This window comes from Janthinobacterium sp. (assembly GCF_031995485.1).
In the GTDB taxonomy this organism is placed as follows: Bacteria; Pseudomonadota; Gammaproteobacteria; order Burkholderiales; family Burkholderiaceae_D; genus Janthinobacterium.
In genome coordinates this window covers 172,607-197,090 of record NZ_DAMAGB010000002.1, presented here as the reverse complement: position 1 = coordinate 197,090, position 24,484 = coordinate 172,607, and the positions used below count along the sequence as shown (strand labels likewise).

At 61.2% G+C, this 24,484-nt stretch carries 26 protein-coding genes and 1 tRNA gene; all 27 read left to right on the top strand.

Features of this window, described 5'->3' with window-relative positions:
* The 27 genes from RTQ46_RS02555 (at position 1) to ispF (ending at position 24,452) form a co-directional block, all read left to right on the top strand.
* Positions 1 to 306: a hypothetical protein gene (locus RTQ46_RS02555; RefSeq protein WP_312434394.1), complete on the top strand. Its 306-nt coding sequence runs from the start codon at positions 1 to 3 to the stop codon at positions 304 to 306.
* A gap of 123 nt (positions 307 to 429) precedes the next feature.
* Positions 430 to 2,385 (top strand): methyl-accepting chemotaxis protein, encoded by a 1,956-nt coding sequence (locus RTQ46_RS02550; protein ID WP_312434393.1) that lies wholly within the window; start codon positions 430 to 432, stop codon positions 2,383 to 2,385.
* A gap of 305 nt (positions 2,386 to 2,690) precedes the next feature.
* Positions 2,691 to 3,452 (top strand): GIN domain-containing protein, encoded by a 762-nt coding sequence (locus tag RTQ46_RS02545; RefSeq protein WP_312434392.1) that lies wholly within the window; start codon positions 2,691 to 2,693, stop codon positions 3,450 to 3,452.
* Between the two features lie 78 nt (positions 3,453 to 3,530).
* Positions 3,531 to 4,139: a tetratricopeptide repeat protein gene (locus RTQ46_RS02540; protein WP_312434391.1), complete on the top strand. Its 609-nt coding sequence runs from the start codon at positions 3,531 to 3,533 to the stop codon at positions 4,137 to 4,139.
* Between the two features lie 81 nt (positions 4,140 to 4,220).
* The gene (locus RTQ46_RS02535) at positions 4,221 to 5,201 is read left to right on the top strand and encodes an NAD(P)H-quinone oxidoreductase (protein ID WP_312434390.1); all 981 of its coding nucleotides are present in this window, start codon (positions 4,221 to 4,223) and stop codon (positions 5,199 to 5,201) included.
* 72 nt (positions 5,202 to 5,273) lie between these two features.
* Positions 5,274 to 6,023 (top strand): triose-phosphate isomerase, encoded by a 750-nt coding sequence (gene tpiA, locus RTQ46_RS02530; RefSeq protein WP_312434389.1) that lies wholly within the window; start codon positions 5,274 to 5,276, stop codon positions 6,021 to 6,023.
* A 28-nt stretch (positions 6,024 to 6,051) separates the two neighbouring features.
* On the top strand, positions 6,052 to 6,474 hold the full coding sequence (secG, locus tag RTQ46_RS02525) for a preprotein translocase subunit SecG (RefSeq protein WP_312434388.1): 423 nt from the start codon (positions 6,052 to 6,054) through the stop codon (positions 6,472 to 6,474).
* 189 nt (positions 6,475 to 6,663) lie between these two features.
* Positions 6,664 to 6,748: transfer RNA gene (locus tag RTQ46_RS02520), tRNA-Leu, on the top strand.
* Positions 6,749 to 6,926: 178 nt separating this feature from the next.
* The gene (locus tag RTQ46_RS02515; protein ID WP_094441197.1) at positions 6,927 to 7,286 is read left to right on the top strand and encodes an NADH-quinone oxidoreductase subunit A; all 360 of its coding nucleotides are present in this window, start codon (positions 6,927 to 6,929) and stop codon (positions 7,284 to 7,286) included.
* 3 nt (positions 7,287 to 7,289) lie between these two features.
* Positions 7,290 to 7,766: a NuoB/complex I 20 kDa subunit family protein gene (locus RTQ46_RS02510; RefSeq protein WP_010399733.1), complete on the top strand. Its 477-nt coding sequence runs from the start codon at positions 7,290 to 7,292 to the stop codon at positions 7,764 to 7,766.
* A 17-nt stretch (positions 7,767 to 7,783) separates the two neighbouring features.
* Complete coding sequence (locus RTQ46_RS02505; protein ID WP_312434387.1) at positions 7,784 to 8,377, top strand: NADH-quinone oxidoreductase subunit C; 594 nt, start codon at positions 7,784 to 7,786, stop codon at positions 8,375 to 8,377.
* Positions 8,377 to 9,630 (top strand): NADH-quinone oxidoreductase subunit D, encoded by a 1,254-nt coding sequence (locus RTQ46_RS02500; RefSeq protein WP_312434386.1) that lies wholly within the window; start codon positions 8,377 to 8,379, stop codon positions 9,628 to 9,630. Before RTQ46_RS02505 ends, RTQ46_RS02500 begins: the two co-directional genes overlap by 1 nt.
* 12 nt (positions 9,631 to 9,642) lie before the next feature.
* Positions 9,643 to 10,122 (top strand): NADH-quinone oxidoreductase subunit NuoE, encoded by a 480-nt coding sequence (nuoE, locus tag RTQ46_RS02495; RefSeq protein ID WP_312434385.1) that lies wholly within the window; start codon positions 9,643 to 9,645, stop codon positions 10,120 to 10,122.
* Positions 10,119 to 11,414 carry an NADH-quinone oxidoreductase subunit NuoF gene (gene nuoF / locus RTQ46_RS02490; RefSeq protein WP_312434384.1) on the top strand — a complete coding sequence of 432 codons (1,296 nt, stop codon included), beginning with the start codon at positions 10,119 to 10,121 and terminating at the stop codon, positions 11,412 to 11,414. The genes nuoE and nuoF overlap by 4 nt, the downstream gene beginning before the upstream one ends.
* 22 nt (positions 11,415 to 11,436) lie before the next feature.
* The gene (nuoG, locus tag RTQ46_RS02485) at positions 11,437 to 13,770 is read left to right on the top strand and encodes an NADH-quinone oxidoreductase subunit NuoG (protein WP_312434383.1); all 2,334 of its coding nucleotides are present in this window, start codon (positions 11,437 to 11,439) and stop codon (positions 13,768 to 13,770) included.
* A complete protein-coding gene (nuoH, locus tag RTQ46_RS02480; protein ID WP_312434382.1) occupies positions 13,770 to 14,852 on the top strand; it encodes an NADH-quinone oxidoreductase subunit NuoH in 1,083 nt (360 codons plus the stop codon). Before nuoG ends, nuoH begins: the two co-directional genes overlap by 1 nt.
* Positions 14,853 to 14,866: 14 nt before the next feature.
* Complete coding sequence (nuoI, locus tag RTQ46_RS02475; RefSeq protein ID WP_065310660.1) at positions 14,867 to 15,355, top strand: NADH-quinone oxidoreductase subunit NuoI; 489 nt, start codon at positions 14,867 to 14,869, stop codon at positions 15,353 to 15,355.
* Positions 15,356 to 15,421: 66 nt separating this feature from the next.
* Positions 15,422 to 16,051, top strand: a complete 630-nt coding sequence (locus RTQ46_RS02470) for an NADH-quinone oxidoreductase subunit J (RefSeq protein ID WP_312434381.1) — start codon at positions 15,422 to 15,424, stop codon at positions 16,049 to 16,051.
* Positions 16,048 to 16,356, top strand: a complete 309-nt coding sequence (gene nuoK, locus RTQ46_RS02465) for an NADH-quinone oxidoreductase subunit NuoK (RefSeq protein ID WP_312434380.1) — start codon at positions 16,048 to 16,050, stop codon at positions 16,354 to 16,356. The genes RTQ46_RS02470 and nuoK overlap by 4 nt, the downstream gene beginning before the upstream one ends.
* Positions 16,357 to 16,402: 46 nt before the next feature.
* Complete coding sequence (nuoL, locus tag RTQ46_RS02460) at positions 16,403 to 18,502, top strand: NADH-quinone oxidoreductase subunit L (RefSeq protein WP_312434379.1); 2,100 nt, start codon at positions 16,403 to 16,405, stop codon at positions 18,500 to 18,502.
* A 29-nt stretch (positions 18,503 to 18,531) separates the two neighbouring features.
* Positions 18,532 to 20,031, top strand: coding sequence for an NADH-quinone oxidoreductase subunit M (locus RTQ46_RS02455; RefSeq protein ID WP_312434378.1), 1,500 nt, complete (start codon positions 18,532 to 18,534; stop codon positions 20,029 to 20,031).
* A gap of 18 nt (positions 20,032 to 20,049) precedes the next feature.
* Positions 20,050 to 21,552 carry an NADH-quinone oxidoreductase subunit NuoN gene (gene nuoN / locus RTQ46_RS02450; protein ID WP_312434377.1) on the top strand — a complete coding sequence of 501 codons (1,503 nt, stop codon included), beginning with the start codon at positions 20,050 to 20,052 and terminating at the stop codon, positions 21,550 to 21,552.
* Between the two features lies 1 nt (position 21,553).
* A complete protein-coding gene (locus RTQ46_RS02445) occupies positions 21,554 to 21,886 on the top strand; it encodes a DUF2818 family protein (RefSeq protein ID WP_312434376.1) in 333 nt (110 codons plus the stop codon).
* Positions 21,887 to 21,941: 55 nt separating this feature from the next.
* The gene (locus RTQ46_RS02440; protein WP_312434375.1) at positions 21,942 to 22,499 is read left to right on the top strand and encodes an NUDIX hydrolase; all 558 of its coding nucleotides are present in this window, start codon (positions 21,942 to 21,944) and stop codon (positions 22,497 to 22,499) included.
* A 19-nt stretch (positions 22,500 to 22,518) separates the two neighbouring features.
* The gene (locus tag RTQ46_RS02435) at positions 22,519 to 23,214 is read left to right on the top strand and encodes a hypothetical protein (RefSeq protein ID WP_312434374.1); all 696 of its coding nucleotides are present in this window, start codon (positions 22,519 to 22,521) and stop codon (positions 23,212 to 23,214) included.
* An 11-nt stretch (positions 23,215 to 23,225) separates the two neighbouring features.
* The gene (ispD, locus tag RTQ46_RS02430; protein ID WP_312434373.1) at positions 23,226 to 23,927 is read left to right on the top strand and encodes a 2-C-methyl-D-erythritol 4-phosphate cytidylyltransferase; all 702 of its coding nucleotides are present in this window, start codon (positions 23,226 to 23,228) and stop codon (positions 23,925 to 23,927) included.
* Positions 23,928 to 23,948: 21 nt separating this feature from the next.
* Complete coding sequence (gene ispF / locus RTQ46_RS02425; protein WP_312434372.1) at positions 23,949 to 24,452, top strand: 2-C-methyl-D-erythritol 2,4-cyclodiphosphate synthase; 504 nt, start codon at positions 23,949 to 23,951, stop codon at positions 24,450 to 24,452.
* The last annotated feature ends 32 nt before the right edge of the window (positions 24,453 to 24,484 follow it).

Sequence of the window (24,484 nt, the reverse complement as noted above, 5' to 3'; positions counted from 1 at the left end):
ATGGATCAGCAACAATTGCGCGCCAGTGCGCTGGAACTCGGGCAGCTGCTGGCGCGCCATGCGGCCACCGATACGGAGGCGGCAGGCCTGCGCAGTGCGCTCGGTCCGCTGCTGGCGCAGGCCATGGCGGGTGCGTTGACGGCGCCGCTGGCCTGGGGCGAGATCCCCGGCGCGCGCCTGGTGACCGAAGGCGGCCTGCGCCGTTCACCCGAGCTGGAGCAGGCCTACGCGCGCTTTCGCATCGAGGCCACCGGTGGCGAGTCGCCGGCCCTGCGCAAGCTGCGTGGCGACATGGAATCGAGCTGATCCACTACTTTTCAGTATCATTTGTTGTTTCCCGGTAATTGAGAGTCGGTATTTCTTGACGACAAAATAGTAATCGAAGACGATGGCGCATCTGCTCCGATTTCTCTTCTTACTGGGTGCGCCATGTTGTCTTCTCTTAAGGCGCGGCTGATCGCCATCGCCGTTTCCATCGTCGTGCTGGCCATGCTGGCGGTTGCCATCGCCAACTTCTTTACCACCCGCAGCAGCACGCTGGCCGCGCTCGATACGCAGATGCTGCAGCTGTCGCACAGCCATGCGCAAGCGATCGGCGAATGGCTGCGCGCCAAGCAGGCCGTGGTGGGCTCGATGAAGCTGGGGGCGCAGGATGCCGACCCGCTGCCTTCGCTCAAGGCAGCCGAGCAGGCCGGCATGTTCGACATGGCGTATATCGGCTTTGCCGACAAGCACGCCGTGTTCTCGCAGCAGCGCAAGCGCGCCGCCGACTACGATCCTACCGCGCGCCCCTGGTACAAGCTGGCGTCCGAGGCGGGCACCCCTGTCATCACGGCACCGTATATCGCAGCGAGCACCGGCAAGCTGGTGGTGACGTTTGCCGAAGCATTAGGTGTCAAGGGCAGCGTGACGGGCGTGCTGGCGGCCGACGTGATGATGGACGTGGTGGTGCAGAACGTGGCCTCGATCAAGCCGACGCCGGCCAGCTACGCCTTCCTGGTTGACGGCGGCGGCAAGATCATCGCCCATCCGGACGGCAAGCTGACGTTGAAACCGTTGTCGGAACTCGACAGCAAATTGACGGGGCAGGCACTGGCCGATATTGAAAAGAGCGGCGATGGCGCCCCTATCCGCCTGGGCGAACGCGACGGCATCCTGCATGTCAGCAAGGTGCCAGGCAGCGACTGGCTGCTGGCCACCGTGCTGGACCGGGCGGAAGCCACGCAGGCCTTGTCGGCCATGCTGCGCGCTTCGGCGCTGACGGCCTTGCTGGTGCTGATCCTGGCCTCCAGCGTGCTTGCCGTAATGGTGGCGCGCGCCTTGCGCCGCCTGGGCCTGGTACGCGATGCGCTCGACGCGATCGCCACCGGCGACGGCGACCTGACCAGCCGCCTCGATGCAACTGGTACGGATGAGCTGGCGCAGATCGCCAAGGCGTTCAATCTGTTCGTGGAAAAGATCGCCACCGTGCTGGTGCAGATCCGCACCATCAGCACGCTGGTGCGCAGCGAGTCGGCCGATATCGCGGCCGGCAATGCCGACCTGTCATCGCGCACGGAAGCGCAGGCCGGCGCGCTGGAAGAAACGGCCAGCTCGATGGATGAACTGACCTCGACCGTGAAACAGAATGCGGAAAACGCGCATGCGGCCAATGAGCTGGCCGTGTCCGCCTCGCAAGTGGCTGCCAAGGGTGGCGAAGTGGTGCAGCAGGTGGTGGGCACCATGGCCGGCATCCAGGAAAGCTCGCGCAAGATCGTCGACATTATCGGCGTGATCGACGGCATCGCGTTCCAGACCAATATCCTGGCGCTGAACGCGGCGGTGGAGGCGGCGCGCGCCGGCGAGCAGGGCCGGGGTTTTGCGGTGGTGGCCTCCGAAGTGCGCAACCTGGCGCAACGGTCGGCTGGCGCAGCCAGGGAAATCAAGGAACTGATCGGCGACTCGGTCGAGAAAGTGGGCGCCGGTGGCCGCCTGGTCGATGAAGCGGGCCAGACCATGGGCCAGGTGGTGGCCTCGGTGCAGCAGCTCGCTGCCATCATGAGCGAGATCACGGTGGCCAGCCGCGAACAGAGTGCCGGTATCGGCGAGATCAATACGGCCGTCACGCATATGGACACCATGACGCAACAGAATGCGGCGCTGGTCGAGCAGGCGGCGGCCGCCGCCGAAAGCCTGCAGGAGCAGGCGGTGGACCTGGCGCAGGCGGTCGGCATGTTCCGCCTCGGCGACACGCTGGCCGCCGCCGCGCCTGCCAGGCCGGTCAAGGCGCGTCCGGCTGTGGCCGCCGCCGTTGCTGTTACCCCGCGCGCGCCGGCCAAGGTCCTGCCTGCCAGCCGCCCGGTCAAGGCATCGAAACCCGCCGCCGACGAGTGGGAAGAGTTCTGATCGCTGTGTAGCGTTGCACGCTCATCCGCGATTTTGTCCGGCCATGCCGCCAAAATCGCAGTTCATCGCAATCGGCGTGTCTGGCGGCCGGCACATGGTTATAGTGACCAGATGCCGTACCGACTGCCAGACATCCGAGGAGATCACCATGTACGTCCCATCCCGCCGACACGCCATCGCCATGGCCGCTGCCGCGCCATCGTCCTCCCGCCTGCCTGCCTTGCATAAATGATTGTCAGCAATATTGACCGCTGCTAGAGTGGCCGCTTGCCATCGCCCATAAAAACAAGATACCGAGGAATACAATGAAAACAACAATGCATTTTGCGCTGGCCTTCCTGGCCACCTTCGGCCTGCTGCGCGGCGTGGCCGCCGAAACGCGCCAGCTGGAAACGCGCACGGTCGATGCGCGCGTGGTGCGCGTCAAGCTCGATGGCGTGATGGAAGTGCGGATTCGCCAGGGCAATATGCCGTCCCTGAGCATCACGGCCGACAAGCGCTATATCGCCGATGTCAGCACCGTGCAAAGCGGCGACACCTTGCATATCGAAACGGAAGTGCGCGGCTTCAAGCTCAATCCGGGATCGATCCGCGCCGACCTGGTCTTGCCTAACCTGCGCGAAGTGAGCTCGGAAGGTTTCGGCAGCACCGACGTCACGGGATTCACGGGTGACGAGCTGACCCTGTCGCTGGAGGGTGCGGGCAGCGTGAAAGTGGTGGGCGACTACCGCAAGCTGGTCGCCAGCCTGGGCGGCGTGGGCAGCATGCAGCTGTGGATCGGCAATAACGACAAGGCCGAACTCGACCTGCAGGGCGCCGGTTCGGTGGTGCTGGGCGGCCGCGGCCGCGTGCTGAAAGCCACGCTCGGTGGCCTGGGCAGCCTGAATGCGCAACAATTCGAGGCCGATGTGGTCAATCTTGAATTGAGCGGCCTCGGTAACGCCATCGTCAATGCCCATACCAATGCCAAGCTGAGCCTGAGCGGGCTCGGTTCGGTAGTGGTGTATGGCAAGCCGGCCAACCGCGATGTCAGCGTCGATGGCCTCGGCAAGGTCAGCTGGAAATAAAAAACAGGCGAATAAGGAGACTGCGCCCCGTTGCGCAGCCAGGACAAGAAAAAAGCAGTCAGACCACATCCCATTCCGATGAAAAAACTGATCATTACACTACTCGTGCTGCTGGCCTTCCAGCAGGGTGCGCGGGCCGGCTTCACCGAAGGCGCCAGTGCCTACAACAACAAGAACTATGCGCTGGCCTACAAGGAAATTCTGCCGCTGGCCAAGACCGGCAACGCGGACGCCCAGCATCTGCTGGGACTGATGTACTACATGGGCCGCGGCCTGCCGCAGGACTACAAGCAGGCGATGTTCTGGCACCGCAAGGCGGCCGAGCAGGGCAAGGCCGACGCCCAATACGTGGTGGGCGCCATGTATTACACGGGCAATGCGGTGCTGCAGGATCACAAGCAGGCCGTCGCCTGGTTCCGCAAGGCAGCGGAACAAAATCATGCCGAGGCGCAGCAGGTGCTGGGCCTGATGTACCGTTATCACATGGGCGGGGTGCAGCAGGACAATGTGATCGCCTACATGCTGTGGAACCTGGCCGCCGCCAACGGCTCGGCCAACGCGGCCGACCAGCGCGCCGCCGTGGTGCGCAAGATGACGCACGAGCAGGTGGAGGAGGGGCAGGCCTTGTCCGCCAGATGGAAGCCGGGCACGCCCCTGCCGCGCACCTCGAAAACCGGCGGCGAGTAGCCGCCCAGAGGCGCGCGCGGCCGCCTGCAAGGCGCACAAGCTTGGCGTACAATCGCACTTTCCCTTTGAAAGAGCCTTGCCATGCGCGCAGTTGAAATCAGCCAGCCCGGTCCCTCCGATGTCCTGAAAATCGCCGAACGGCCCCAGCCACAATGGAAGGCCGGCGAACTGCTGATCAGGGTGCATGCGGCCGGCATCAACCGTCCCGACGTGCTGCAGCGGCTGGGCAAATATGCGCCGCCCGAGGGCGCCTCCGACCTGCCTGGCCTGGAAGTGGCGGGCGAACTGGTCGATGGCGATTTTGACGGCACCGGTTTCAAGGCAGGCGACCTGGTCTGTGCACTGGTGCAGGGCGGCGGCTATGCCGAATACTGCGTCGCGCCGGCCGGCCAGTGCCTGCCGCTGCCGAAAGGCTTGACGGCGCTCGAAGGCGCGTCCCTGCCTGAAAATTTCTTTACCGTCTGGAGCAATGTGTTCGACCGCTGCGCCTTGTCCGGCAGCGACACCTTGCTGGTGCAGGGCGGCAGCTCGGGCATCGGCGTGGCCGCGATCCAGCTGGCCAGCGCACTGGGCCACCGCGTGTTTGCCACGGCAGGCAGCGATGAGAAAGCGCGCGCCTGCGAAGCGCTGGGCGCCGAGCGCGGCATCAATTACCGTAGCGAAGATTTCGTTGCCGTCGTCAAGGAACTGACCGGCGGCAAGGGCGTCGACGTGATCCTCGACATGGTCGGCGGCGACTACCTGCCGCGCGAGATCGATTGCCTGGCGCAAGACGGCCGCATCGGCCTGATCGCCGTGCAGGGCGGTACCAAAGCCGAGCTGGACCTGGGCACCTTGCTGCGCCGCCGCCTGACGGTGACCGGCTCGACCTTGCGCCCCCGTTCGGTAGCGTTCAAATCGGCGATCGCGCAGCACTTGCGCGCGACGGTCTGGCCGCTGATCGAAGCCGGCAAGATCAAGCCGGTGATCTACAAAACCTTCCCATTGGAAAAAGCCAGCGAGGCGCATGCGCTGATGGAGGCGAGCACCCACATTGGCAAGATCATGTTGCAAGTTGCTTGAAAGCAGGTGCTGCCTGTTTGACCGGCAACAGTGGTAGCGTTAGAATGACGGGTTATTAAAATTTAGGCTACTATGCGTCGCAAACTCGTCGTCGGAAACTGGAAGATGAACGGCAGTCGCACCTCGAACGCGGTGTTATTGTCTGAAATAATCGCCGGCCTGGGCGCCACTGCCACGGCCAGCGCCGTCTGTGTTCCCGCGCCATACCTGGCGCAGTGCCAGGAACAATTGACGGGTTCAAGCCTGGCCTGGGGTGCGCAGGATGTATCGGCCCACGCCAGTGGCGCCTACACCGGCGAAATCTCGATTGCCATGCTGCAGGATTTCGGCAGCAGCTACGTGATCATCGGCCACTCCGAACGGCGCGCCTATCATGGCGAGACCGATGCGCAGGTGGCGGTCAAGACGGTAGCGGCACTGGCGGCAGGCCTTACGCCGATCGTCTGCGTCGGCGAGCATCTCGACGAGCGCGAAGCAGGGCAGACCGACGCCGTGGTGGCCAAGCAGCTGAACGCCGTGCTGGAAGCAATATCCGGCGATGACGTGGCGAAACTGGTACTGGCTTATGAGCCGGTCTGGGCCATCGGCACGGGCAAGACGGCCACGCCGCAGATGGCGCAGGAAGTGCACCAGATGCTGCGCGGCCAGCTGGCGGCAAAGGATGCGGTAGCGGCTGCCGGCGTGCAGATTTTGTACGGTGGCAGCATGAAGCCGGAGAACGCAAAAGAATTGATGGCAATGCCGGATATCGATGGCGGTCTGATCGGTGGAGCGGCATTGAAGGCGGCGGATTTCCTGGCGATTATTCACGCCGCTGATTGAATTACTTTAAACTAAGAATGGAATTGCAATGAACATGATGTTCAATCTGGTAGTGGTAGTACAGGTGTTGTCCGCGTTGTCGATTATCGCGCTGGTCTTGCTGCAGCACGGCAAGGGCGCCGATATGGGCGCCGCCTTCGGTTCCGGCGCGTCCGGCAGCCTGTTCGGTGCGACGGGTTCGTCGAACTTCATGTCCAAGTCGACCGGCGTCGCCGCCGCGATCTTTTTCGGCGCCACGCTGGCCCTGTCTCTGATGGCCAATCAGCGCGCCACCACGGTGGGCGGCGGCGTGATGGACAAAGTCGTCAAGCCAGTGCCGGTCACCGGCGCCGGCGCGATTCCGAGCACCGTGCCGGCAGCTCCGGCAGCGGCACCGGCAACCACCGGCGTGCCTGCTTCGACCCTGCCAGCAGCGCCCGTTGCACCAGCAGCAGAAACACCGGCCAAATAAATGCATTGATTCTGCCTGTATATCGAGAGTAATTCTCATTACGGGCAGATGATTGCTCAATGTTTTGGCAGTGCGCGAGAAAAACGCAGTACAGCATTATCAGATGTAAAAATTTATCGTTTTAATCCGTATTTAATGCATTTGTGTATTAACTTTGACAGTAAAGCAGAGTAGAATACGGGCCTTACCGCCGACGTGGTGAAATTGGTAGACACGCTATCTTGAGGGGGTAGTGGCGAAAGCTGTACGAGTTCGAGTCTCGTCGTCGGCACCAGAAATCAGAAGCCAGCAACGGCGCACGAGCCATGGCTCGTTCAAAGTTGCTGGCTTTTTTTACGAGGATGTGTCGTTCGATCCTGATCGTAGCCCTGATTGGGATCGTGCGTTAGATACGCTGCAAATCACCGCGGTGTCCTCATTTAACCGATCGTTCAATATAAGCTCATCAAATCGTGAACCTCGAAAATTACTTCCCCGTCCTGCTGTTTATTCTTGTCGGCCTTGGTGTCGGCATCGCGCCCCAGGTCCTGGGCCGCATCCTGGGTCCTCACCGGCCTGACGCAGCAAAACTCTCCCCGTACGAATGTGGCTTTGAGGCATTCGAAGACGCGCGCATGAAATTTGATGTGCGCTACTATCTGGTTGCAATCCTGTTTATTTTGTTCGATCTGGAAACGGCATTCTTTTTCCCGTGGGGCGTGGCAATGCGCGACCTGGGCTGGGCCGGTTTCGTCACGATGATGGTGTTCATCGCCGAATTCGTGGTCGGATTTTGGTACATTTGGAAGAAAGGTGCCCTTGATTGGGAATAAGCCATGGCTATTGAAGGCGTATTAAGCGAAGGTTTCATCACCACCTCGGCCGACAAGCTGATCAACTGGGCGCGTACCGGGTCGATGTTCCCGATGACGTTCGGTCTGGCCTGCTGTGCGGTCGAAATGATGCACGTGGGCGCAGCCCGCTACGACATGGACCGTTTCGGCGTCGTGTTCCGTCCGTCGCCGCGTCAGTCCGACGTGATGATCGTTGCCGGCACGCTGTGCAACAAGATGGCGCCGGCACTGCGCAAGGTCTACGACCAGATGGCCGAGCCGCGCTGGGTCATCTCGATGGGGTCCTGCGCCAATGGCGGCGGGTACTACCACTATTCGTACTCCGTGGTGCGTGGTTGCGACCGCATCGTTCCTGTTGACGTGTATGTGCCAGGCTGCCCTCCGACAGCGGAAGCGCTGCTGTACGGCATCATGCAACTGCAGAACAAGATCAAGCGTACCAGCACGATCGCACGCTAACCGGGCCGCTTCAGATTATGACAACACATTTAGAAGTATTGCAAAACGCCCTCGGCACTGCCTTGGGCGAACGCGTCAGCACGACCGTTGCGCTGGGCGAAGTCACGCTGGTCGTCAAGGCCGAGGACTACCTGGCCGTGATGCAGACGCTGCGCGACGATCCGACCCTGCATTTCGAGCAGCTGCTCGACCTGTGCGGCGTCGACTATTCGACCTATGGCGACGGTACATGGGATGGGCTGCGTTTTGCGGCCGTGTCGCATTTGCTGTCGGTCAAGCACAACTGGCGCGTGCGCGTGCGCGTGTTCGCGCCCGATGACGACATGCCGCTGCTGCCGTCGGTGATCAACATCTGGCGTTCGGTCAACTGGTACGAGCGCGAAGCGTTCGACCTGGTGGGCATTCTGTTCGAAGGCCACAACGACCTGCGCCGCATCCTGACCGACTACGGTTTCATCGGCCATCCGTTCCGCAAGGACTTCCCGGTTTCCGGTTATGTCGAGATGCGCTACGACCCGGAACAGAAGCGCGTGATTTACCAGCCCGTGACGATCGAGCCGCGGGAAAACGTGCCGCGCGTGATCCGCGAAGAACATTACGGGATGAAATAATGGCTGAGATTAAGAACTACACCCTGAACTTTGGGCCACAGCACCCGGCCGCGCACGGCGTGCTGCGCCTGGTGCTCGAGCTCGATGGCGAAGTCATCCAGCGTGCCGACCCCCATATCGGCCTGCTGCACCGCGCTACCGAGAAGCTGGCCGAACAGAAGACCTACCTGCAATCGGTGCCGTACATGGACCGTCTCGACTATGTGTCGATGATGTGCAATGAACACGCCTACGTGATGGCGATCGAAAAGCTGCTGGGCCTGGAAGTGCCGCTGCGCGCGCAATACATCCGCGTGATGTTCGACGAGATCACCCGCGTGCTGAACCACCTGATGTGGCTCGGCGCGCACGCGCTCGACGTCGGCGCCATGGGCCCGTTCCTGTACTGCTTCCGCGACCGCGAAGATTTGTTCGACTGCTACGAAGCGGTGTCGGGCGCGCGCATGCACGCGGCCTACTACCGTCCGGGCGGCGTGTACCGCGACCTGCCGGACGCGATGCCGCAGCACAAGGCCTCGATCATCCGCAACGCGAAAGCCATAGGCAAGCTCAATGAAAACCGCCAGGGTTCGCTGCTGGACTTCATCGAAGACTTCACGCGCCGTTTCCCGACCTATGTCGATGAATACGAAACGCTGCTGACCGACAACCGTATCTGGAAACAGCGTACGGTCGGCATCGGCGTGGTGTCGCCGGAAGATGCGCTGGCGATGGGCTTTACCGGCGCCATGCTGCGCGGTTCGGGCGTGAAATGGGATTTGCGCAAGCAGCAGCCGTACGAAGTGTACGACCTGATGGACTTCGACATTCCGATCGGCACCAACGGCGACTGCTACGACCGCTACCTGGTCCGCGTGGAAGAAATGCGCCAGGCCAACCGCATCATCAAGCAGTGCGTGGAGTGGCTGCGCAACAATCCGGGTCCTGTCATGACCAGCAACCGCAAGGTGGCGCCTCCGGGCCGTGTCGACATGAAGACCAACATGGAGTCCTTGATTCACCACTTCAAGCTGTTCACGGAAGGGTTCCACGTGCCGCCGGGCGAAGCCTACAGCGCGGTCGAACATCCGAAAGGCGAGTTCGGCATCTATCTGGTGTCCGATGGCGCCAACAAGCCGTACCGCATGAAGCTGCGTGCACCCGATTATGCGCACTTGCAGTCGCTCGACGAAATGGCGCGTGGACACATGATTGCCGACGCCGTGACCATCATCGGTACGCAAGACATCGTGTTCGGCAGTATTGACCGCTAAGAGGCAAAAAGTATGTTGTTATCAGAGCAGTGCTATAAAAAAATTGACCGCGAACTGGCCAAGTATCCAGGCGATCAGCGCCAGTCGGCCGTGATGGCCGCGCTGGCCCACGCCCAGGATGAACTGGGCTGGCTGGCGCCGGAAACCATGAAGGAACTGGCCGACTATATCGGCATGCCGGCGATTGCGGTGCAGGAAGTTGCCACGTTCTACAACATGTACAACGTGAAACCGGTCGGCAAGCACAAGATCACCGTGTGCACCAACCTGCCATGCGCCCTGTCGGGCGGCGTGCGCGCAGCGGAATACCTGAAGCAGAAGCTGGGCATCGATTTCCGCGAAACCACCCCGGACGGCCAGTTCACGCTGGTCGAAGGCGAGTGCATGGGCGCTTGCGGCGATGCGCCTGTCCTGCTGGTCAGTAATAAAACCATGTGCAGCTGGATGTCGAACGAGAAAATCGACGCCATGCTGGAGGAACTCAAGAAATGACGTCACTCCACAACCGCCATATCGATCCATTGATCCTGAAGGATCTGGATGGCAAGAACTGGCATTTGCAAGACTATGTGAACCGCGGCGGCTATTCGGCCCTGCGCCGCATCCTGGAAGAGAAGATCACGCCGGAACAGATCATCGCCGACCTCAAGGCTTCGTCCTTGCGCGGCCGTGGCGGCGCGGGCTTCCCGACCGGCCTGAAGTGGAGCTTCATGCCGCGCCAGTTCCCTGGACAGAAATACCTCGTCTGCAATACCGATGAAGGCGAACCGGGCACGTTCAAGGACCGCGACATCATTCGCTACAATCCCCATGCGCTGATCGAAGGCATGGCGATCGGCGCTTACGCGATGGGCATCACCGTGGGCTACAACTATATCCACGGCGAGATCTTCCAGGAATACCTGCGTTTCGAAGAAGCGCTGGAAGAGGCGCGCGCCGCCGGCTTCCTGGGCGACAAGATCATGGGCAGCGAATTCTCGTTCCAGTTGCATGCGCACCATGGTTATGGCGCCTATATCTGCGGCGAAGAAACCGCACTGCTCGAATCGCTGGAAGGCAAGAAAGGCCAGCCGCGCTTCAAGCCGCCTTTCCCGGCCTCGTTTGGCCTGTACGGCAAGCCGACCACCATCAACAATACGGAAACGTTCGCGGCCGTGCCGTTCGTGCTGAACATCGGTCCGGAGAAATACCTGGCGATGGGCAAGCCGAACAACGGCGGTTCGAAGATCTTCTCGATCTCGGGCGACGTGGAACTGCCGGGCAACTACGAAGTGCCGCTCGGCACGCCGTTTGCCAAACTGCTGGAACTGGCAGGCGGCATGCGTGGCGGCAAAAAGATCAAGGCCGTGATTCCTGGCGGCTCGTCCGCGCCAGTGATCCGCGGCGACATCATGATGCAGACCGACCTGGACTACGACTCGATCGCGAAAGCCGGTTCGATGCTCGGTTCGGGCGCCGTCATCGTGATGGACGAAACACGCTGCATGGTCAAGGCGCTGGAACGCCTGTCCTACTTCTACTTTGAGGAATCGTGCGGCCAGTGTACGCCTTGCCGTGAAGGCACAGGCTGGATGTACCGCATGGTGCACCGCATCGAGCAGGGGCAGGGTCGTCCAGACGACCTGGACATGCTCAACTCGATCGCCGACAACATCCAGGGCCGCACCATTTGCGCGCTGGGCGATGCGGCTGCCATGCCGGTACGGGCCTTCATTAAGAATTTCCGTGAAGAATTTGAATATCATGTCGAGCACAAGCATTGCTTAGTGCCCGCTTACATCTAAGCTGCGTCAGGTAACGATCACCATGGTTGAAATCGAAATAGACGGCAAAAAAGTCGAAGTCCCTGCTGGTAGCATGGTGATGGACGCCGCCAACAAATTGGGAACCTACATTCCGCACTTCTGCTATCACAAGAAATTGTCGATCGCAGCGAACTGCCGCATGTGCCTGGTCGAAGTGGAAAAGGCGCCCAAGCCTTTGCCCGCTTGCGCGACCCCGGTCAGCGCCGGCATGATCGTGCGCTCCGCCAGCGACAAGGCTGTGCAGGCGCAGAAGTCCGTGATGGAATTCCTGTTGATTAACCACCCGCTCGATTGCCCTATCTGCGATCAGGGCGGCGAATGCCAGTTGCAGGATCTGGCAGTCGGCTACGGCAAGAGCGAATCGCGCTACCAGGAAGACAAGCGCGTCGTGAAGCCGAAGGAAGCCGGTCCGCTGGTCTCGATGCAGGAGATGGCGCGCTGCATCCAGTGCACCCGCTGCGTACGCTTTGGCCAGGAAGTGGCCGGCGTGATGGAGCTGGGCATGATCGGCCGCGGTGAACACTCGGAAATCGTGTCGTTTGTCGGCCAGACGGTCGACTCCGAACTGTCGGGCAACATGATCGACCTGTGCCCGGTGGGTGCGTTGACCTCGAAGCCGTTCCGCTACAGCGCCCGTACCTGGGAATTGTCGCGCCGCAAATCGGTCAGCCCGCATGACGGCCTGGGTGCCAACCTGATCGTGCAAGTGAAAGCTGGCAAGGTCAAGCGCGTGCTGCCGCTGGAAAACGAGGCCGTCAACGAATGCTGGATCTCGGACAAGGACCGTTTCTCGTACGAAGCGCTGGACAGTGCCGAGCGCCTGACCTCGCCGATGCTGAAACAGGGCAACGAGTGGAAAGAAGTCGACTGGCAAACCGCGCTGGAATATGTGGCGCACGGCCTGAAAAACATCAAGCACGAACATGGCGCCGACGCCATCGCCGCGCTGGCCACGCCGCACTCTACCGTGGAAGAACTGGTCCTGCTGCAAAAAGTCGTCAACGGCCTCGGTTCCGAGCACGTCGACTTCCGCCTGCGCCAGACCGACTTCGCGCTCGACGCCAATGTCAAACCTTGGCTGGGCATGCCGATCACCGACTTCGCGCAGATCAAGCGCGCCTTCGTCATCGGCTCGTTCCTGCGCAAGGACCACCCGCTGCTGGCCACGCGCCTGCGCGCCTCCGTCAAGGGCGGCGCCAAGCTGTCGATCCTGCATGCGTCGGACGACGAGCAGCTGATGAACATCGCCAACAAGATGATCGTTGCGCCGAGCGACTGGCTGGCCGCCTTGTCGGAAGTGGTGGTCGCTGTTGCGAAAGCAAAAGAGATCGCCGCACCTGCCGGTTTCGATGCGGTCAACGCGTCGGACGTGGCCGCCAATATCGCCGCCAGCCTGATGGCCGGCGACCATGGCGCCATCCTGCTGGGCAACGCGGCAACGCAACACCCGCAGGCGTCGCAACTGCACGCTGCCGCACAATGGATTTCGGAACAGACCGGCGCCACCCTGGGCTACCTGACGGAAGCGGCCAACACGGTAGGCGCGCACCTGGTGGTCAAGCCGCGCAGCAATGCGCAGGCCGCGTTTGCCGCACCGAAAAAAGCCTACGTGCTGCTGCACGCCGAGCCGGAACTCGATAGCGCCAATCCACAGGCAGCCCGCGCCGCGCTGGACGGCGCCGACATGGTCGTTGCCATGTCCGCCTTCAAGCACGGCGTGGACTATGCCGACGTGCTGCTGCCGATTTCGCCGTTCGCCGAAACCTCGGGCACCTTCGTCAATTGCGAAGGCCGCGCGCAAAGTTTCAATGGCACCGTGAAACCGCTGGCGGAAACCCGTCCGGCCTGGAAAGTGCTGCGCGTGCTGGGCAATATCCTCGGCCTGCCAGGTTTCGACTATGACACCTCCGAAGCGATCCGCGACGAAGCGTTCGGCGTAGGCGTGACCGACCTGTCGGCACAGCTGAGCAATGTCGCGAAAAACGCACCGGCGGCCAGCACGTATGCACCGGCTTCGCCGGCGCTGCAACGCATCGCCGACGTGCCGATCTACTTTGCCGACGCGCTGGTACGCCGCTCCGAGCCGCTGCTGCGCACGGCCGACGGCGCCGCGCCGCAAGCGCACCTGTCGCCAGCACTGGCCGACAAGCTGGGCATCAAGGCCGGCGACAAGGTCAAGGTGGCGCAGGGCGCCGGCAGCGCCATCCTGGTAGCGGCCATCCATGCCGGCCTGCCAGCCAATGTGGTGAAAGTGTCGGCGGCGCATGCCTCGACCGCTCGCCTGGGCGGCATGTTCGGTGACATCACAGTTGAAACAGCAGAGGGGAACATCTGATGGCGCTGCCTGAATTTGTAAACGTCATCAATACCGGCGGGCAGAACCTGCTGGGCGTGACCTGGCCGTTCTTCTGGACGCTGATCAAGATCCTGTGCGTGCTGTTGCCGCTGATGGGCCTGGTTGCTTACGCCACCCTGTGGGAGCGCAAGCTGATCGGCTGGATCCAGATCCGCGTCGGTCCGAACCGCGTGGGTCCGCTGGGCCTGCTGCAGCCGATCGCCGATGCGCTCAAACTCTTGTTCAAAGAGATTATCATCCCGTCCAAGGCCGCCAAGGGCCTGTTCGTGATCGGTCCGATCATGACCATCATGCCGGCCCTGGCCGCCTGGTCGGTGGTGCCGTTCGGTCCGGAAGCGGTGCTGGCCAATGTCAACGCCGGCCTGCTGCTGCTGCTGGCGATTACCTCGATGGAAGTCTATGGCATCATCATCGCCGGCTGGGCCTCGAACTCGAAGTACTCGTTCATGGGCGCCATGCGCGCCTCGGCACAGATGATCTCGTATGAAATCCCGATGGGTTTCGTGATGGTGATCGTGCTGATGGTGTCGGGCAGCCTGAACTTCATCGACATCGTCGGCGGCCAGCAGATCGGCTACTTCGCCGACAAGGGCGTGAACTTCCTGTCGTGGAACTGGCTGCCGCTGCTGCCGATGTTCGTCATCTACCTGGTGTCGGGCCTGGCCGAAGCCAACCGCCACCCGTTCGACGTGGTCGAGGGCGAGTCGGAAATCGTGGCCGGCCACATGGTCGAATATTCGGGCATGGCCTACGCCATGTTCATGCTGGCCGAATACGCCAACATGATCCTGATCGGCGCGCTCGCTTCGATCATGTTCCTCGGCGGCTGGTCGGCACCGTTCGGCTTCCTCGAATTCTGGGGTGGTTTCGGCGGCTTCTTCTGGCTGTTTGCCAAGACCTTCTTCATCGTGTCGCTGTTCGTCTGGGTGCGTGGTACTTTCCCGCGCTACCGTTATGACCAGATCATGCGCCTCGGCTGGAAAGTGTTTATCCCGTTGACGCTGGTCTACCTGGTCTTCGTCGCAGCCTGGATGCAGACATCCTGGAATATTTGGAAGTAAGAGAGTGCATACGAATGGATAAGGTAAAAGATTTTTTCAGCAGTCTCCTGTTAGGCGAGCTGATCAAGGGCATGGCGCTGACTGGCAAGTACATGTTTTCGCGCAAGATCACGGTGCAATTCCCGGAAGAGAAGACACCGATCTCGCCGCGTTTCCGTGGCTTGCACGCGCTGCGCCGCTACCCGAACGGCGAGGAACGTTGCATCGCCTGCAAACTGTGCGAAGCAGTCTGCCCGGCGATGGCCATCACGATCGAATCGGAGCAGCGTGACGACGGTTCGCGCCGTACCACGCGCTACGATATTGATTTGACCAAGTGCATCTTCTGCGGTTTCTGCGAAGAGTCCTGCCCGGTCGATTCGATCGTCGAAACGCACGTGCTGGAATACCACGGCGAGAAACGCGGCGATTTGTATTACACGAAAGAGATGTTGCTGGCCGTGGGCGATCGTTATGAAAACGAGATCGCCGCCGCACGCGCCGCCGACGCACCTTATCGCTGATGGATGCGCCGCAGCCCCAAAGCTGCGGCGCGCCCCTCGTTCATCTGTACGTCTATTGGGTTTTTTATGGACTTTAAAACAATTTTGTTTTACGCCTTTTCGCTGATCTTGATTTTGGCAGCGACGCGCGTCATCACGGCCCGTAATCCGGTCCACGCAGTACTGTTCCTGGTGCTGTCCTTCTTTTCCGCGGCAGGCATCTGGATGCTGCTGCAAGCTGAATTCCTGGCCATCGTGCTGGTATTGGTGTATGTCGGCGCCGTGATGGTGCTGTTCCTGTTCGTGGTCATGATGCTCGATATTAATATCGACCGCATGCGCGAAGGCTTCTGGGGCTACCTGCCGCTGTCGGTGACGGTTGGCGTGATCATCGTGCTGGAAATGGCCGCCGTGCTGTGGCATGGTTTCCGCAACTTCTCGCCAAGCATCGCCCCGGCCAACGTCAACCTGGGCGGCACCAAGGAACTGGGCATGCTGATCTACACCGAGTATGTGTTTGCCTTTGAAATCGCCGCCGTGGTGCTGCTGGTGGCCATCGTTGCCGCTGTCGCGCTGACGCTGCGCAAGCGCAAGGACACCAAGCACTTTGCTCCGGGCGATGCCGTGCGCGTCAAGCGCAACGACCGCCTGAAGATCATCAAGATGGACGCGGTCGTCGAGCGTCCAGCGGCGCCGGAAGGCAAGGAGACACCATGACACTTACGCTTACACATTTCCTGGTCCTGGGCGCGATCCTGTTCGCCATCTCGATCATCGGGATTTTCCTGAACCGCAAGAACATCATCGTATTGCTGATGGCAATCGAATTGATGCTGCTGGCGGTGAACATGAACTTCATCGCGTTTTCCCATTTCCTGGGTGACGCGGCCGGTCAGATCTTCGTTTTCTTCATCCTGACGGTTGCCGCCGCTGAGTCGGCTATCGGTCTGGCTATTCTGGTGGTGATGTTCCGTAATCTGGATACCATCAACGTCGAAGACCTGGACAGCCTCAAAGGCTGATGTTTTTCAGACTCGATCTCTCGAATAATAACGATTAAGGTTCATCATGGCGGGGCAACTTCTAAACCCTAACCTCCTTCTTGCCGTACCGCTGGCGCCGCTGGCCGGTGCCGCGATTGCAGGTTTGCTTGGCACCCAGTTCCTGGGTAATTTGGTCGGTCGCAAGACGTCGCATACCGCGACGATCCTGGGCGTACTGATCGCGTTCATCCTGTCCGTGCAGACGCTGCTGGCAGTGATGGATGGCGCGACATTCAATGGCACGATCTATAACTGGATGACGATCGGCACCCTGAAGATGGAAGTGGGCTTCCAGATCGATTCGCTGTCGGCGATGATGATGTGCGTGGTCACCTTTGTCTCGCTGATGGTGCACATCTACACGATCGGCTACATGAAGGACGACGAAGGCTACAACCGCTTCTTCGCCTACATCTCGCTGTTCACGTTCTCGATGCTGATGCTGGTCATGGCCAACAACTTCCTGCAGCTGTTCTTCGGCTGGGAAGCCGTGGGCCTGGTCTCGTACCTGCTGATCGGTTTCTGGTACCAGCGTCCGACGGCCATCGTGGCCAACATGAAGGCCTTCCTGGTCAACCGCGTGGGCGACTTCGGCTTTATCCTCGGCATCGGCCTGCTGCTGGCGTACGCCGGTACCATGAACTACCAGGAAGTGTTTGCCAAGAAAGAAGCACTGTCGCTGCTCAGCCTGCCTGGCACCGACTGGGCCCTGCTGACAGTTGCCTGCATCTGCCTGTTCATCGGCGCGATGGGCAAATCGGCGCAGTTCCCGCTGCACGTGTGGCTGCCTGACTCGATGGAAGGTCCTACCCCGATCTCGGCACTGATCCACGCCGCGACGATGGTGACGGCCGGCATCTTCATGGTCTCGCGCATGTCGCCGCTGTTCGAACTGTCCGACACGGCCTTGTCCTTCATCCTGGTGATCGGCTCCATCACGGCACTGTTCATGGGTTTCCTGGGCATCATCCAGAACGACATCAAGCGCGTGGTCGCTTACTCGACCCTGTCGCAGCTCGGTTACATGACGGTCGCGCTCGGTTCGTCCGCCTACTCGGTGGCCGTATTCCACCTGATGACCCACGCATTCTTCAAGGCACTGCTGTTCCTGGGCGCCGGTTCGGTCATTATCGGCATGCACCATGACCAGGACATCCGCAACATGGGCGGCCTGCGCAAATACATGCCGATCACCTGGATCACTTCCCTGATCGGTTCGCTGGCCCTGATCGGCACGCCGCTGTTCTCGGGTTTCTACTCGAAAGACAGCATTATCGAAGCGGTCGAAGCGACCCATATCTGGGGCGCCGGCTTTGCGCAGTTCGCCGTGCTGGCCGGTGTGTTCGTGACCGCCTTCTACTCGTTCCGCATGTACTTCCTGGTCTTCCACGGCAAGGAACGCTTCGGCCAGGCGCACGCGCACGGCCATGACGACCATCACGCGCCCGCGGCCAAGCATGACGCCCACGCGCATGATTCGGACGCGCATCATGAAGAAGAGGAAGACGACCACGCGCACCACGGCCTGGAGCCTGGCCAGAAGCCGCATGAATCGCCATTCGTGGTCTGGTTCCCGCTGGTGATGCTGGCGATTCCTTCGGCCCTCATCGGCTACCTGACCATCGGCCCGATGCTGCATGGCGACTTCTTCAAGGGCGTGATCTTTGTCGGCGAAAACCATCCTGCAATGGAAGAGTTGTCGCACGAGTTCCACGGTGCGATGGCAATGGCGCTGCACGGCCTGTCGACCGCGCCGTTCTGGCTGGCCCTGTCCGGCGTGGTGGCGGCTTACTACTGCTATATGGTCAATCCGCGCGTGCCGGCCTGGTTCTTTGCCAAGTTCCACGCGATCCACACCGTGCTGGACAACAAGTACTACATGGACAAGTTCAATGAAGTCGTGTTTGCCGGCGGCGCCCGCGTGTTGGGCAATGGCCTGTGGAACTTCGGTGACAAAAAGCTCATCGATGGCCTGGTGGTCAATGGCAGCGCCAAAGTGGTTGGCTGGATCTCGTCGCTGTCGCGTGTGTTGCAGACGGGTTATATCTACCACTACGCGTTCGTGATGATCCTCGGCGTGCTGGCTGCCCTGATCTATTTCCTGCCATTCTGGCCCGCTAAGTAAGCTGACCTGATAAAAGAATACTGAGAACCATGATGCAGTCTACGATTTCTACACTACCTCCTTACCTGAGTCTGTCGATCTGGGTGCCGATCATTTGCGGCGTCCTGGTCCTGGCTCTCGGCCGCGACAGCAAAGCGGGTTTTACCCGCTGGCTGTCGCTGGCTGGCGCGGTGCTCAGCATGCTGTGCACCTTGCCGCTGATCCAGCATTTCGACAATGCCGCGCACGGCATGCAGTTCGTTGAAAAATCGCCCTGGATTAACCAGTTCAATATCTGGTACTCGCTCGGCATCGACGGCCTGTCGCTGTGGTTCGTGCCGCTGACCGCCTTCATCACGGTGATCGTGGTGATCTCGGCCTGGCAGGTGATCGAGAAGCGCATTGCCCAGTACATGGGCGCGTTCCTGATCCTGTCGGGCCTGATGATCGGCGTGTTCTGCGCCATGGACGGCCTGCTGTTCTACTTCTTCTTTGAAGCTACCCTGATCCCGATGTACATCATCATCGGTATCTGGGGCGGTTCGAACCGCGTGTACGCCTCGTTCAAGTTCTTCCTGTACACCTTCTTCGGCTCGCTGCTGACGCTGGTCGCCATCATCTACCTGCGCTCGCAAACCGGTACCTTCGACATCCTCGAATGGCATGCCTTCAAGCTGTCGATGCGCGAACAGATCTTCATCTTCATCGCCTTCCTGATGGCGTTTGCCGTCAAGGTGCCGATGTTCCCGGTCCACACCTGGCTGCCGGACGTCCACGTCGAAGCGCCTACCGGTGGTTCCGCCGTGCTGGCCGCCATCATGCTGAAACTGGGCGCCTACGGCTTCCTGCGTTTCTCGCTGCCGATCACGCCGGACGCCAGCCACTACCTGTCGGGCTTCATGATCGCGCTGTCGCTGATCGCCGTGATCTATATCGGCCTGGTCGCGCTGGTGCAGACCGACATGAAAAAGCTGGTCGCCTATTCGTCGATCGCCCACATGGGTTTCGTCACGCTGGGCTTCTTCATGTTCAACGACATCTCGGTGCAGGGCGGTATCGTGCAGATGGTGTCGCACGGCTTTATCTCGGGCGCGATGTTCCTGTGCATCGGCGTGCTGTACGACCGCATGCATACCCGTAACATCGCCGACTACGGCGGGGTAGTGAACCGCATGCCGAAATTTGCCGCTTTCTTCGTGCTGTTCTCGATGGCCAACTGCGGCTTGCCGGCCACCTCCGGTTTCGTCGGCGAGTTCATGGTGATCCTTGGCGCGGTGCAATTCAACTTCTGGATCGGCCTGCTGGCTGCAACGGCACTGATCTGGGGCGCGGCGTACTCGCTGTGGATGGCCAAGCGCGTGGTGTTCGGCAAGATCAAGAACAAGCATGTGGCTGAACTGACCGACATCAACAAACGTGAATTCTTCATGCTTGCTGTGCTGGCAATCGCCGTGCTCGTGATGGGTCTGTACCCAGCGCCGTTCACCGACACGATGCAAACTTCGGTGACCGACCTGCTCAAGCATGTCGCCATCAGCAAGTTGCCTTAAATACGAAGAACCCTAAACATGACTAATTCACCCAACCTGGTACCGCTGTACGCGGAAATCTTTCTGCTGATCGCCACCTCGGCGATCCTGCTGATCGATATGTTCTTGCCTGCGGCGAAGCGTTCGATCACCTATGCGCTGTCGCTGCTGACGCTGGCAGGCTGCGCCTTGCTGACCGTGGGCGACTTCAACGCCGGCACCACCGTCTACACGTTCCACAACATGTTCGTGTCGGACCCGATGTCGCAGCTGCTGAAACTGTTCTCGTATGGCGCCGTCGCGATGACCCTGATCTACTCGCGCAGCTATGCCACCGACCGCACCATGCTGTCGGGTAACCTGGGCGGCGAGTTCTACGTGCTGGCCCTGTTCGCACTGCTGGGCCAGATGATCATGATCTCGGCCAACAGCTTCCTGATCATCTACCTGGGTCTGGAACTGATGTCGCTGTCGCTGTACGCACTGATCGCGCTGCGCCGCGACAATGCCAAGGCCACCGAAGCGGCGATGAAATACTTCATCCTCGGGGCGCTGGCTTCCGGTTTCATGCTGTACGGTATCTCGATGCTGTACGGTGCCACCGGCTCGCTGGACCTGCACACCGTGCGCGTGGCGCTGGAATCGGGCACCGCCAACGGCACCATCATGGTGTTCGGCCTGGTGTTCCTGGTTGCCGGCCTGGCCTTCAAACTGGGCGTGGTGCCATTCCACATGTGGGTACCGGACGTGTACCAAGGTTCGCCTACCGCCGTGACGTTGCTGCTGGGCGCGGCGCCGAAACTGGCTGCGTTCGCCATCTGCCTGCGCTTGCTGGCCGAAGGCCTGCTGCCGATGGCGCGCGACTGGCAACAGATGCTGATGGTGCTGGCCGTGATGTCGCTGGCAATCGGCAACTTCACCGCGATCGCACAGACCAACCTGAAGCGCATGCTGGCGTACTCCACCATTGCGCAGATGGGCTTCGTGCTGCTGGGCCTGATGTCGGGCACCTTCACCGAAACCACCGGCGTGCTGAACGCCTCCGGTGCGGCCAATGCCTACGGCGCGGCCATGTACTACGTCGTTACCTACGTGTTTACCACGCTCGGTACCTTCGGCGTGATCATGCTGCTGGCCCGCAATGGTTTTGAAGCGGAAGAACTGGCCGACTTCAAGGGCCTGGGCAAGCGCAGCCCGATCTTCGCGCTGGTGATGACCCTGTTCATGTTCTCGCTGGCCGGCGTGCCGCCGCTGATGGGCTTCATGGCCAAGTACTCGGTGCTGGCCGCCGTGCTGGGCACCGGCCAGATCTGGCTGACCATCCTGGCCGTGCTGTTCTCGCTGATCGGCGCCTTCTACTACCTGCGCGTGGTGAAAATGATGTGGTTCGACGAGCCGATCGACACCAACGCGCTGGTGGTGCATGGCGACATGCGCTTGGTACTCGCTGCCAACGGCGCGATGGTGCTGGTGCTCGGTATCTTGCCGAACAGCATCCTGGCGGCCTGCGCAACGGCCATTACCAAGACGCTGGCCTCGTAAGATGGATGTCGCCGCTTCGAGCTGGCTGGTGATCGCCATGGGCATCCTGGCGGCCAACCTGCCGTTCTTTAACGACAAGCTGTTTGCCGCCGTGCCCTTGAAACAGGGTGCGCCGGCAGCCGATGGCAAGCGCTGGCGCAAGCCGCTGGCACTGCGCCTGCTGGAGATGGTGATTTTGTACTTCATCGTCGGCAGCCTGGCGTTCGTGCTCGAAGCGCGCATCGGCAACGCCTTCCCGCAGACCTGGGAGTTTTACGCCATCACCGGCTGCCTGTTCCTGGTGCTGGCTTTCCCCGGCTTTGTGGCGCGTTATTTACGCAAGCAACGCGCTTGATATCCTCCGAAAGCGGCGCCTCTGGCGCCGTTTTTTATTAATTAAAAGGAAACGCATGGACCCGCATCTGACTGAAACAAAAGTGGACGGCGAGACCGTCTTCGAAGGCAGCTTCCTGCAGGTGCAGCGCGACCGCGTCAGCCTGCCGGACGGCAAGATCACCGACCGCGAATATATCCTGCACCCGGGCGCCGTGGTGATCCTGCCGCTGCTCGACGATGGCACGGTGCTGATGGAGCGGCAGTTCCGCTATCCGCTGAACCAGGTATTTATCGAATTCCCGGCCGGCAAGATCGATGCCGGCGAAGACTATCTCGATTGCGCTAAGCGCGAACTGCTGGAAGAGACCGGTTATACGGCGACCGACTGGCAATTCGTCTCGACCATCCACAACGCCATCGCGTATTCGGACGAGCACCTGGAGCTGTTCGTGGCGCGCGGCCTGGTGGCAGGCGAACGCCAGCTCGACGAAGGCGAATTCCTGGAAACGTTTACGGCCACCGTGCCGCAGCTGCTGGACTGGGTGCGCGACGGCACGATCACCGACGTGAAGACCGTGATCGGCATCTTCTGGCTCGATAAAATCACCAGTGGCGCCTGGCAGCCTGCCTGATACGCGAGCCGGGTTCGTCATGCGCGCGCTGATTTCGCTGTTATTGGTGTTCGCCAGCGACGGCGCCCAGGCGGCCGCGCGCACGCCATTCCAGATCCGCTGCGAAGACACCATCAGCAAGACCGTCTCGGTGCTGACGGCGCAGCAGAACGGCTACAGCATCGACACCCATCTGCCGTACAAGGCGCTGACGGCCATGAAGGGCGTGGCGCGCCAGAACGCCTACGTGCTGGGACTGACCAAGACCGAATCGCAGATCCGGATCGCGCTGGCCGGCCCGATGCTGCAGGACCCCGTCAGCGGCTACGAATGCGTGGCGCCGCAGATCGGCGTGACGATTACCTATGTGCCGGTGGTGATCTATATCGGCCGCGAGTTTCCGCCCGGCACCTGCGCGTATGATGAGATACTCAAGCACGAGCTGCGCCACCTGAAAACCTATATGGACTACCTGCCGCGCGTGGAAAAGACCGTGCGCGCGGCGCTGGCAAAACGTTTCGAGGCGCGCCCGCTGTATGCGCCGCGCGGCACGGCCAAGGCGGCGCTGGCGCGCGAAATCGACACGGGCTGGCTGCCGTATATCAAGGCGGAAATGCGCAAGGTGGAAATCCTGCAGGCCGCCATCGATTCGCCGCAGGAATATGCACGCCTCGGCAAGGCCTGCAATGGCGAGATCCAGAACATATTGGCCGGCAAGGCGCCGGCCGGCAAGTGAAGAAAGCAGCAATGACCGAACAAGTGAAGACCGCCCGCCATTTCGCACTGATCCCCGCCGCCGGCGTGGGCGCGCGCATGGAGGCGGGCAGCCCCAAGCAATACCTGACTATTGCAGGCAAACCCATGCTGCGCCACGCGCTCGACGCCTTTCTGGCCAGCCCGCTGATTGCGCACACCTATGTGGTGGTCAGCGCCGCCGATGGCCTGATCGACGGCGTGATTCCATCGCATGGCGTGACGGTATTGCGCTGCGGCGGCGCCACCCGCATGGAGACCATCCTGAACGGCCTGCAGGCGCTGCACGGCATCGTCGACGTGCACGACCAGGTGCTGGTGCACGACGCGGCCCGGCCTGGCCTGACGCCTGCGCTGGTCGCCAAACTGATCGCCGAGGTGGGCGACCATCCGGCCGGCGGCCTGCTGGCTCTGCCCGTGGTCGATACGGTCAAGCGGGCAGGGCAGGGGAACCTGTCGGCCGCCACCGTGCCGCGCGACGGCCTGTGGCTGGCGCAGACGCCGCAGATGTTTTCCTATGCGCTGCTGCACCGCGCCCTGTGCGAAGCGCCCGATCCGCAAGCGATTACCGACGACGCTTCCGCCGTCGAAGCGCTGGGCCTGGCGCCGAAACTGGTCGAAGGCCATCCGCGCAACCTGAAGGTGACCTTGCCGCGCGATATACAGACGGCAGAGATGTACCTGGCCAACCCTTGATTTATTTTTGAAGAGATTTCGATGAGCACTACTGCGACTCCCGTATTACCGTTCCGCATCGGCCAGGGTTATGACTGCCACGCGCTGGTGGAAAACCGCGACCTGATTATCGGCGGCGTGAAGATACCGCACCACCTGGGCCTGCTGGGCCACTCCGACGCCGACGTGCTGCTGCACGCGATCACCGACGCCATCTTCGGCGCGGCGGCGCTGGGCGATATCGGCCGCCATTTCCCTGATACCGATGCGCAGTTCAAGGGCGCCGACTCGCGCACCCTGCTGCGCGAAGCCGTCTCGCGCGTGCGTGCCGCCGGCTATGTGGTCGGCAATATCGATGCCACCATCATCGCCCAGCGCCCGAAAATGGCGCCGCATATCGGCGCCATGTGCGCCAATGTGGCCGAGGATCTGGGCGTGACGGTGGGGCAGGTCAATATCAAGGCCAAGACCAATGAAAAGCTCGGCTATCTGGGGCGCGAGGAGGGGATCGCGGCGGAGGCGGTGGCGTTGTTGTTAAAGGCGTGATTTCCATGTCAACAATGGTGTCGGATTACGGC

Coding starts and splice junctions, on each gene's coding strand:
- RTQ46_RS02555 (WP_312434394.1), top strand. CDS start 1: ATGGATCAGCAACAATTGCGCGCCAGTGCGCTGGAACTCGGGCAGCTG.
- RTQ46_RS02550 (WP_312434393.1), top strand. CDS start 430: ATGTTGTCTTCTCTTAAGGCGCGGCTGATCGCCATCGCCGTTTCCATC.
- RTQ46_RS02545 (WP_312434392.1), top strand. CDS start 2,691: ATGAAAACAACAATGCATTTTGCGCTGGCCTTCCTGGCCACCTTCGGC.
- RTQ46_RS02540 (WP_312434391.1), top strand. CDS start 3,531: ATGAAAAAACTGATCATTACACTACTCGTGCTGCTGGCCTTCCAGCAG.
- RTQ46_RS02535 (WP_312434390.1), top strand. CDS start 4,221: ATGCGCGCAGTTGAAATCAGCCAGCCCGGTCCCTCCGATGTCCTGAAA.
- tpiA (WP_312434389.1), top strand. CDS start 5,274: ATGCGTCGCAAACTCGTCGTCGGAAACTGGAAGATGAACGGCAGTCGC.
- secG (WP_312434388.1), top strand. CDS start 6,052: ATGAACATGATGTTCAATCTGGTAGTGGTAGTACAGGTGTTGTCCGCG.
- RTQ46_RS02510 (WP_010399733.1), top strand. CDS start 7,290: ATGGCTATTGAAGGCGTATTAAGCGAAGGTTTCATCACCACCTCGGCC.
- RTQ46_RS02505 (WP_312434387.1), top strand. CDS start 7,784: ATGACAACACATTTAGAAGTATTGCAAAACGCCCTCGGCACTGCCTTG.
- RTQ46_RS02500 (WP_312434386.1), top strand. CDS start 8,377: ATGGCTGAGATTAAGAACTACACCCTGAACTTTGGGCCACAGCACCCG.
- nuoE (WP_312434385.1), top strand. CDS start 9,643: ATGTTGTTATCAGAGCAGTGCTATAAAAAAATTGACCGCGAACTGGCC.
- nuoF (WP_312434384.1), top strand. CDS start 10,119: ATGACGTCACTCCACAACCGCCATATCGATCCATTGATCCTGAAGGAT.
- nuoG (WP_312434383.1), top strand. CDS start 11,437: ATGGTTGAAATCGAAATAGACGGCAAAAAAGTCGAAGTCCCTGCTGGT.
- nuoH (WP_312434382.1), top strand. CDS start 13,770: ATGGCGCTGCCTGAATTTGTAAACGTCATCAATACCGGCGGGCAGAAC.
- nuoI (WP_065310660.1), top strand. CDS start 14,867: ATGGATAAGGTAAAAGATTTTTTCAGCAGTCTCCTGTTAGGCGAGCTG.
- RTQ46_RS02470 (WP_312434381.1), top strand. CDS start 15,422: ATGGACTTTAAAACAATTTTGTTTTACGCCTTTTCGCTGATCTTGATT.
- nuoK (WP_312434380.1), top strand. CDS start 16,048: ATGACACTTACGCTTACACATTTCCTGGTCCTGGGCGCGATCCTGTTC.
- nuoL (WP_312434379.1), top strand. CDS start 16,403: ATGGCGGGGCAACTTCTAAACCCTAACCTCCTTCTTGCCGTACCGCTG.
- RTQ46_RS02455 (WP_312434378.1), top strand. CDS start 18,532: ATGATGCAGTCTACGATTTCTACACTACCTCCTTACCTGAGTCTGTCG.
- nuoN (WP_312434377.1), top strand. CDS start 20,050: ATGACTAATTCACCCAACCTGGTACCGCTGTACGCGGAAATCTTTCTG.
- RTQ46_RS02445 (WP_312434376.1), top strand. CDS start 21,554: ATGGATGTCGCCGCTTCGAGCTGGCTGGTGATCGCCATGGGCATCCTG.
- RTQ46_RS02440 (WP_312434375.1), top strand. CDS start 21,942: ATGGACCCGCATCTGACTGAAACAAAAGTGGACGGCGAGACCGTCTTC.
- RTQ46_RS02435 (WP_312434374.1), top strand. CDS start 22,519: ATGCGCGCGCTGATTTCGCTGTTATTGGTGTTCGCCAGCGACGGCGCC.
- ispD (WP_312434373.1), top strand. CDS start 23,226: ATGACCGAACAAGTGAAGACCGCCCGCCATTTCGCACTGATCCCCGCC.
- ispF (WP_312434372.1), top strand. CDS start 23,949: ATGAGCACTACTGCGACTCCCGTATTACCGTTCCGCATCGGCCAGGGT.